Origin of the sequence: Clostridium acetireducens DSM 10703 (assembly GCF_001758365.1) — a bacterium.
Lineage (GTDB): Bacteria > Bacillota > Clostridia > Clostridiales > Clostridiaceae > Clostridium_C > Clostridium_C acetireducens.
In genome coordinates this window covers 1-9,226 of the sequence record NZ_LZFO01000052.1, presented here as the reverse complement: position 1 = coordinate 9,226, position 9,226 = coordinate 1, and the positions used below count along the sequence as shown (strand labels likewise).

Here is a 9,226-nt window from a genome sequence, read left to right as displayed (position 1 = left end):
AACATCAGGTTGATAGGTCAGAGGTGCAAGCGTGGTAACATGTTTAGCTGACTGATACTAATAGGTCGAGGGCTTGACCTTAAATATACTGTGCAATTTTGAAAGAATAATTTTCTTTCAAATAAAAGTAATTTACTTAGTTAAAGCTGAGTAGTACTTATTTAAAATAAAAATCTGGTGGTTATAGCTTAAAGGTAACACCCGTTCCCATGCCGAACACGAAGGTTAAGCTTTAAAGCGCTGATGGTACTGCAGGGGAGACCCTGTGGAAGAGTAGGTCGCTGCCAGGTAAGTATGATTTACTAGCTCAGTCGGTAGAGCACATGACTTTTAATCATGGTGTCCGGGGTTCGATTCCCCGGTAGATCACCAAAGCGTATCTCTTAGAGATACGCTTTTTTATTTTATAGTAAATAATATATAAATTATATTTATATATACTAATTATGTTATAATAAGTCTAAGGATTTTATATAAGAAAGAGTTGAAGTTATGTATAAAAATAATGTGTTTAAAACTGTTAGTATAACTATTTTTTTAATATTAACACTTAACTTTAAAGTTAATGCATTTACTATTCCTTATGTAAAAAGATTATATGGAGAAAATAGATATAAAACTAACTTAGAAATTAATAAATATGGTTGGAATAAAAGTAAATATGCAATAATAGCTTCTGGAGAAGATTTTGCAGATGCATTATGTGCGGCTCCTTTATCTAAAAAATATGATGCCCCAATCTTTTTAGTAGATAAGTGTAATATTAAATCAAATATTATTAATCAAATTAAAAATTTTGAAATTGAAAAAGTTTTTATAATAGGTGGACCAGGAGTGGTTTCGGAATCTATAAAAAATGAAATAAATAAAATTGGAATAACAACAGAAAGATTATATGGACAAGATAGATATGAAACATGTATAAAAGTGGCTGAAAAGTTGAATAACAAATCAAATTTATTTTTAGTTTCAGGAGAAAATTTTCCTGATGCCTTATCTATAGCACCTATTGCAGCTAAATATGAAAGTCCTATTATACTTACTAAAAGTTCATGTTTACCTAAAAGTACAAAAATGTATGTAACTAAAGAGTTTTTTAATAAAATATATGTAATAGGTGGAGAGGCGGTATTAGGAGATGGAATATTAAAAGATTTTAGAAATTACAAAAGATTAAGTGGAAAAAATAGATATGAAACTAATTTATCTATTTTAAATGAATTTTCTAATGAATTAGATTTTACTAATTTGTATATAGCATCAGCAGAAAATTTTCCTGATGCTTTATCAGGAGCAGCATTAGCATCACATAACAAAAGTTCTATACTACTTATTAGCAATAGTCCTTTAAAAAGTTCTTTAGATTTTATATCTTCTAATATTAATAATATTAGAGAAATAGTGGTTTTAGGAGGAAAAGGTGTAGTTTCAGATAATGTATTGAAGAGCATATATAATAATATTAATTATTATGATACTCTAAATGAAAATAATTATATTATTGAAAAGGATATAAATATTAAAAATGATAATTGTGAAACTATAAATAAATTAGAATTGCAAATAAATTTAGGACCTATAAGTCAATCTGTATATCAAAAGAATGAAAGAGTTGAAGTATATGGACCGGGTGCTTCTATAGTTAAAGATTCTAATAATAATTATAAAGTTATGATAAATATATCTTATATAGCTAGTGGACAAACTGTTAACTATAAGATATATAGAATGTTTACTAATAGCGAAGTAAAGTATAAAACAGATCTTTCTAATACATCTAGTGATTATAGTTATTTTAGTGAATATGATAAATACACTTCCTCAGAAGATAAAATAGAAAGTAACAATCCTTTAATAATAAGTAAATCTAAAGAGATTGTTGGAAGTGAAAAAAATCCTTACATAAAAGCAAAAAAAATATTTGAGTTTATTAATACTAAAATACAGTATGATTATGAATACGAATATAATTATGATTATTCAGAAGATAGTCAAGGAGCATTAAACACAATAACTTCAGGAAAAGGAGTTTGTGGAGGCTTTGCTAGATTATTTACTGCAATGTGTAGGTCTGTTGGCATTCCTGCTAGAGTAGTTTTTGGATACCATATTCCTCATGAGGATATATCTAATAACTATATGGATACATTATGGTATAAACATGCTTGGTGTGAATTTTATTTACCTGAGTATGGATGGATTATAGCAGACCCTACTTTAAAGAAAAGGGATTGTTACGGAAATATAATTCCTAATTTTGATTATTTTGCAAATAATGAAAAAGGAGATCATTTCATAGAAAGTATTAATGATGCTTCTTATTCTTTTTCTTATTATGGAAATTGTCCTATAAGAAAAGAAAATATTATAGAAAAATCCTATATAAAAAAGACTTATTAAGAAGGTGATATGTTGAATAATATAGATATATTTAAAAAATTATGTTTGTATAGTGTACCAAGCGGAAGGGAAAATTGGGCTTATCCTTTAATAAAAAATATTTTTGGAGAGTATGGAAGCATTTCTATATCTAAGCTTAATAATTTATATGTACACAAGAAGGGACAAAGAGATGACAGCTTATTAGTTATGGCTCATATAGATGAAGTGTTTTTAATAATTACAGAAATTTTAGATAATGGACTTTTAAAATTTAAATCTTATGGCATAGATATTAAAACTTTAATTTCTAAAGAAGTTAAAGTTCATGGAAAAAAAGATGTTTTAGGAATAATAAATTATGAGGATAAAAATGAAAATTTAAAAGAAAGTACATTATTCATAGATACTGGATATGACAAAGATTATTTAGAAAATATTATTAGTATTGGAGACTATGTAACATTAAAAAAAGAGTTTTATACATTAAAAAACAATAATATTACTTGTAAATCTATAGATAATAGAGCAGGTATTATGGCTATGTATGAATGTATTAATGAATTAAAAAATAGTAAACATGATTTTAATGCTTATTTTGTGTGTTCTTCTCAAGAGGAGTTAGGTCATAGGGGTGCTAAAAGTGCTTGTTATGATATTAAACCTAAATTAGCTGTTGTTGTAGACGTTACTTTTGATGGAGGAAATTTAGGAGATAATGAAAGAGAAAATAAATTAGGATTAGGTCCTGTAATATGTATAGGTCCTAATATACATCCTAAATTAGTACAGAAATTTATTAATTTAGGTGAAAATTATAATATTCCTTATCAATTAGAAGTAGAATCAGGAAATACTGGAACAGATGCCTGGGATATTCAAACGGCTTATGAAGGAGTGCCTACAATATTAATTTCTATACCTATAAAATATATGCATACTTCTGTAGAGATTGTTAATATGAATGATGTAAAATATTTAGGAATATTAATAGCAAGATTTATAGAAAATTTAAAACAAGAGGATTTGGAGGGACTTTTATGCTTTTAAGTAAACTTTGTAATTCTTTTGGAGTTTCAGGATATGAGTATGATATTAGAGATTTTATTAAAAAGGAAGCAAAAGAATATGTGGAAAATGTATCTGTAGATAATATAGGAAATATAATAGCTCATAAAGAATGTGGCAATAAAAAAATAATTTTAGATGTTCATATAGATGAAGTGGGGCTTATAATTACAGGATATAATGAAGATGGAACTTTTAGATTTAATTCTTTAGGTAAAATAGATACAAATATTATACCTTGTCAAACTGTATTTGTAGGAGAAGATAAAATACCAGGAGTAATTGGGTTTAAACCAATTCATATTCAAAAAGAAAAATCTAATAAAATATCTTATAAAGATTGTTGTATAGATATAGGATGTAATAATAAAAATCAAGCAAAAAACCTAATAAAGTTAGGAGATTCAGTAGTATTTGATACTAAGTTTAGTGCATTTGGAGGCAAATTTATAAAAGGAAAAGCATTAGATAATAGAATAGGTTGCTTTATTTTATTAGATTTATTAAAGAATAATTATAATCTAAATTTATATGGTGTATTTAATTGTCAAGAGAAAATTGGTGCAAGAGGTGCACAAATATCATCTTATAGAATAAAACCAGATTTAGTAATAATAATAGATGTAATTGATATAAAAAATGATGATAAAAGTGGTATAAAATTAGGTTCTGGACCTATTATACCTATTATTAGTAAAGAATCTATATTTGATAAAAAATTACATACAAGTATTTTAAAATTGGCAGATAAAAAAAGAATACCTTATCAAGTAAAAACATATATAGAAGAAGTAAAAGATGTAGAATCGTATTTTAGAAAAAATGCTATAAGTATATTAGTGCCTTGTAAATATGCTAGCTCTTCTATTTCAGTGGCTAGTATTGAAGATATAGAAAATACAAAAGTGTTAATAGAAGAGTTTTTAAATACCTTTTCAAAGGGGGAATAGAAGTGGATATTATGCTTAGAAAACTTATAAATGCTTTTGGAGTAAGCGGAAATGAAAAAGAAGTAAGCAACATTATAAAAAAAGAATTAAATGATTTTAATTATGATATTCAAGAAGATAGCATAGAAAATATTATAATTAAGTTAGGAGAACCTGGAAGCAAGTTTATGATATGCTGTAATATAGATCAAATAGGATTTATAGTATTAGATGTGGAAAAAAACGGGCTTATAAAAGTAAAAAATATAGGTCATTTAGATATAAATGATATAAAACATAGTTTTGTTAGATTTGAAAATGGATTAATAGGAAAATTAATATGCTATGATAATGAAAAAATATATATAGATATAGGAATTTATAATAAAGAAAAGGTATTAGAAAATATAAAAAAAGGTGATATTGCTTGTTTAATTGGACCATCTTTAAATATAGGAGATAATAATGTAGTAAGTCCTAATCTTGAAAATAGAATAGGTTGTTATATATTATTAGAAATATTAAAACAAATAAAAAATGTAAATAATAAAGAAGTATATTTTGTGTTTTCTACTCAAGGAAAATTAAATGCAAGAGGATTAAAAACAGCAGTACATAATATTAATCCAGACTATTGTATTATTGTTAATTTAAAAGAGGTAAAGGATTTTAATGATAAAGTAAAACTAGGATGTGGTCCTATATTAAGATTATTAGATAAAAAACTTATAATGCATGAGGAAGTAAAAGAAATATTAGAACAATCTTCAAAAAGATTAAATATAGATTTACAGTATAGTATATCTAATGATATAGCAGAAGGAGCTGAAGTTCATAAAGAGATGTCTGGTATAAAATCAGGAGAAGTTTCAATACCATGTAAGTATATTAATTCTGCTTCTGAAATGGTTTCATTTAAAGATATAGAAGATACAATTAAACTTATAAAAGGAATACTATAAGGTATTAGATAATTTTATCTAATACCTTTTTTAATTTTATCCAATCTTCTTTATAAGTTTTAATAAAGGTTTCATTATTATTATAGTTTAGAGAAGAAGGATGATACATTGGAAATATATTTACATTTAAAATTTCATTAAAATATAAATTACCATGACATTCTCCTATGCTTTTAAAGTTTGTCATTTGTTTTAAAGGAATATTTCCTAAAGTAACTATTATTTTAGGATTAACTAGCTCTATTTCTTCATTTAATATGTTTTTAAATAAATTTATTTCTTTAACTTTAGGAGTTCTATTACTTACAGTTTTTTTACCGAATTTATTAGTTTTTATTTTTATAGGTCTAAAAAAGCAGGTATTTGTTATTCTAACATTTTTCCTATTTAAACCTATATATTTCAAATATTTTTCGAAGGATTCACCAGCTTTTCCCACAAAAGGTTTTCTTTCTTCAACTTCTGTTTTTCCTGGGGCTTCCCCTATAAAAAGTAAATTACAAGGTACAGGCCCATCTCCTGTAATCCAACCACCTATGTTATCATCTTTGTAATTATGGCATATATTTTCTATTTTGTTTTTTAAGTTTTCTAACTCCTTAATCATATTGCTTCCTCCTTAAGTATTTAAAGCAAAGAAGAAAATATTCTTGCTATACATTCTATATATTTTATAATTTTTGGAGAATTATCATAATCTTCTTTTGTTATTAATTTACTATTATTTAAATCTTCTAAAAATATTTTTTCTAATTTTGTAGTAACTTCTTCATTATAAATAACTGTATTTATTTCATAATTAAGTTCAAAGCTTCTAATATCCATATTGGCAGTACCTAAACAGCAAAGTTTACCGTCTACGGTTATAACTTTTGAATGAATAAAAGAATCTTCTTTATAATAATAAATTTTTACGCCACATTTAGCAAGTTCTGCAAGGTAGGTTTTAGAAGCATGATAAACTAAAAAATGATCATATTTACCAGGAAATAAAATCTTTATATCTATTCCACTTAAAGCAGCTATTTTTAAACAGTCCATAATGCTTTCTGTAGGAACAAAATAAGGTGTAGATATATATATGTGATTTTTTGCCATGTTAATTATTTTTAAAATTGTTTGCATTATAGCTGGAAATTGTGAATTAGGACCGCTTTTAACTAATTGCATTAATTTGCCTTTAGATTTATTAGGCTTTGGGAAGTATTTTTTTAGCTTTTTTTCATAAGGAAAACTGCCCTCATTTGCTTTTTTTATAGTTAAAAAATCATCAAAAAATACACCTTGTATACCAAGGACAAAATCTCCCTTAACCATTATATGAATATCTCTCCAAAATCCTAGTTTACCTTTTCCTAGATATTCATCTCCTATATTCATGCCGCCTATAAATCCAACGGAACCATCTATTATAACTATTTTTCTGTGATTTCTATAATTTATTTGTGTATTTATAAATTTTAATAAAGGTGCTAAAAAGTAAGAATACATTATAACATCTACTCCGTATTTTTTTAATTCTCTTATATAGGATTTTTTTAACCTAATAGAGCCTACTCTATCAATTATAAATCTTACTTCTACACCTTCTTTAGCTTTTTTTATTAATATATCTTTAATAGTATTTCCTATGGAATCATCTTTTACAATGAAGTATTCTATATGAATGTGATGTTTTGCTTTTTCTAATTCTTTTTTTAAATGTTGAAATTTTTCTTTACCATTTTTAAAAATTTTAATTTCATTATCTACAAAAAGAGGTGAATCATTATTTTTAGCTAAAAGTTTTATTAAAGGTATATATTCAGTTTTGTTAACTTTATTTAATACTTTCCATATTAATTCTTTTAAATAAGGAGAAAAATTGTCATTTAGTCTATTTACTTTCCAATTTCGACCTAAAAATATGTAAAGTAGTAATCCTATAGGCGGAAAAATTATTATAACTAAAAGCCAGGCAATAGTTTTTTCTGGTTTTTTTCTTTCTAATATAATTATAGATATAAATATTATAGCATTTATAGAAATTAATAAAGAAAAAAAAGAACTAAAATCCATTTTCATAATAATATCTCCTCCATATATATATTGCTCATATTTACGCATAATAAACTTTTTATTGATTGTAAATATGATAGAAATTATAAAATGTATCCATACATTTTGTTTTAAAAATTTTAATGTATATAATATATTTATAAAATATTAAGGGGGTAGATTTTAAATGAAGGTTCCATATATAGTTACTCCAGGACCTACGGAAGTACGAGAAAATGTTAGATTAGCTAGGGCTAAGAGAACAACTAACCCAGATTTAGATCTACAGTTTTATGATTTTTATAAAGAAACTTGTGAAAAAATAGGAGAGTTTTTAAAAACTAAAAATCAGGTTAGAATATTAAGCGGAGAAGGAATATTAGGATTAGAAGCAGCTTGTGCTTCTTTAACGGAAAAAGGGGATAAAGTTTTAGTAATAGAAAATGGTATATTTGGTGAAGGATTTGCTGATTTTGTTAGTATGTATGGAGGAGATGTAACAATTTTAAGTTTTCCTAGAGAGAAGAAAATAGATATAGATAAATTAGAAAACTACTTAAAAGAAAATAATGATTTTAAATATGCTACTGTAGTTCATTGTGATACTCCTTCAGGTATTCTTAATGACATAGATAAGATATGCCCTATGCTTAATAAATATGGAATATTAACTGTAGTAGATAGTGTAGCTGCTATGGGAGGAGAAGATATAAGGGTAGATGATTGGAAAATAGATATAGCAATTGGAGCAACTCAGAAGTGTGTTTCTGCTCCACCGGGACTAACTTTTTTAAGTATTAGTGATAAGGCTTTTACATCAATGAAAAAAAGAAAAACTCCGATATCTTCATTTTATTGTAATTTACTTGTTTGGCAAGATTACTATGAAAAAAAATGGTTTCCTTATACGCCACCTATAAGTGATATAATTGGATTAAGAACTGCTATGGATAATATAAAAGAAGATAATAAAATTTTAGAAAGACATAAAAAAATAGCAGAGGCTACTAGGAAAGCTATAGTTTTAGGTGGATTAGAATTATATACAAAAGGTGGATATTCTAATACGGTTACTGTATTTAAAGTACCAAAAGAAATAAATGAAAAACAAATTAGAAAGTATATGTTAGATAAATATAATATTCTTATAGCCGGAAGTTTTGGATATTTGGAGGGTAAGGTCATAAGAATAGGACATATGGGTGAAAATGCTGTTATTCATAAAATTGCATATACATTATTTGCTATTCAAAAGTCTTTTGAAAAACATGGATTTACATTTAAAAATGATATGGTAAAAATATTTTTATCTGAATTTTAAGCAAATTTTTATTTATAAGATAGTATAATGATTAAAAAATTAAAGATTTTATATAATCATAATTTAAATAAATAAATAGAAATACTGCTAAAAGCAGTATTTCTATTTAAAAAGATTGAAAATACTTTAATAAACTTTCCCAAGAGTATCCTATATAATAAATCTTAGATAAAGTGAATATAAAGAAGTATAATACATTTAAATTCAGTTGTTTTATGATTGATTAAATGCTTTTAATAATTATTATGATAGAATGTATCTTGCTGTTGAGTAACTGACAAAAATTATTTTAAATGCATGTTGACAATATAAATTATCTGTGTTAACATGTAAAAGCTGTTATAAAACAGCTAATAAGTTGGTCTTTGAAAATTAAACAGATAAATGAAACCAGCACAGAAATATAAATGAGCAAGATAAACTTTTAAATTAAGAGTTTGATCCTGGCTCAGGACGAACGCTGGCGGCGTGCCTAACACATGCAAGTCGAGCGATGAAACTTCCTTCGGGAAGTGAATTAGCGGCGGACG

7 protein-coding genes, 1 tRNA gene and 3 rRNA genes are annotated in these 9,226 nt (G+C 25.5%); 9 read left to right on the top strand and 2 right to left on the bottom strand.

The window, feature by feature from the left end; all coding sequences use genetic code 11:
* From CLOACE_RS11075 to CLOACE_RS11045, 7 genes are all read left to right on the top strand, one after another.
* Positions 1-81, top strand: a 23S ribosomal RNA gene (locus CLOACE_RS11075); the annotation flags it as partial.
* A gap of 92 nt (positions 82-173) precedes the next feature.
* Positions 174-290: ribosomal RNA gene (rrf, locus tag CLOACE_RS11070) — 5S ribosomal RNA — on the top strand.
* Positions 291-296: 6 nt separating this feature from the next.
* Positions 297-372, top strand: a tRNA-Lys gene (locus CLOACE_RS11065).
* Between the two features lie 120 nt (positions 373-492).
* Positions 493-2,400 carry a cell wall-binding repeat-containing protein gene (locus tag CLOACE_RS11060; protein WP_070111311.1) on the top strand — a complete coding sequence of 636 codons (1,908 nt, stop codon included), beginning with the start codon at positions 493-495 and terminating at the stop codon, positions 2,398-2,400.
* A gap of 12 nt (positions 2,401-2,412) precedes the next feature.
* Positions 2,413-3,429 (top strand): zinc-binding metallopeptidase family protein, encoded by a 1,017-nt coding sequence (locus CLOACE_RS11055; protein ID WP_070111310.1) that lies wholly within the window; start codon positions 2,413-2,415, stop codon positions 3,427-3,429.
* Positions 3,420-4,397 carry a zinc-binding metallopeptidase family protein gene (locus CLOACE_RS11050; protein ID WP_070111309.1) on the top strand — a complete coding sequence of 326 codons (978 nt, stop codon included), beginning with the start codon at positions 3,420-3,422 and terminating at the stop codon, positions 4,395-4,397. The genes CLOACE_RS11055 and CLOACE_RS11050 overlap by 10 nt, the downstream gene beginning before the upstream one ends.
* An 11-nt stretch (positions 4,398-4,408) precedes the next feature.
* Complete coding sequence (locus CLOACE_RS11045) at positions 4,409-5,338, top strand: zinc-binding metallopeptidase family protein (RefSeq protein WP_242866475.1); 930 nt, start codon at positions 4,409-4,411, stop codon at positions 5,336-5,338.
* Positions 5,339-5,342: 4 nt separating this feature from the next.
* Here the strand turns inward: CLOACE_RS11045 and CLOACE_RS11040 are convergent, their stop codons facing one another.
* Both CLOACE_RS11040 and cls read right to left on the bottom strand, forming a co-directional pair.
* Entirely contained in the window at positions 5,343-5,945 is a 603-nt protein-coding gene (locus CLOACE_RS11040) for a uracil-DNA glycosylase (RefSeq protein ID WP_070111307.1), read from the bottom strand.
* Positions 5,946-5,965: 20 nt separating this feature from the next.
* A complete protein-coding gene (cls, locus tag CLOACE_RS11035) occupies positions 5,966-7,396 on the bottom strand; it encodes a cardiolipin synthase (RefSeq protein WP_070111312.1) in 1,431 nt (476 codons plus the stop codon).
* Positions 7,397-7,562: 166 nt separating this feature from the next.
* Here cls and CLOACE_RS11030 point away from each other — a divergent pair, with 166 nt between their 5' ends.
* Both CLOACE_RS11030 and CLOACE_RS11025 read left to right on the top strand, forming a co-directional pair.
* Positions 7,563-8,696, top strand: coding sequence for a pyridoxal-phosphate-dependent aminotransferase family protein (locus tag CLOACE_RS11030; RefSeq protein WP_070111306.1), 1,134 nt, complete (start codon positions 7,563-7,565; stop codon positions 8,694-8,696).
* A gap of 425 nt (positions 8,697-9,121) precedes the next feature.
* Positions 9,122-9,226 (top strand): 16S ribosomal RNA (locus CLOACE_RS11025); the annotation flags it as partial.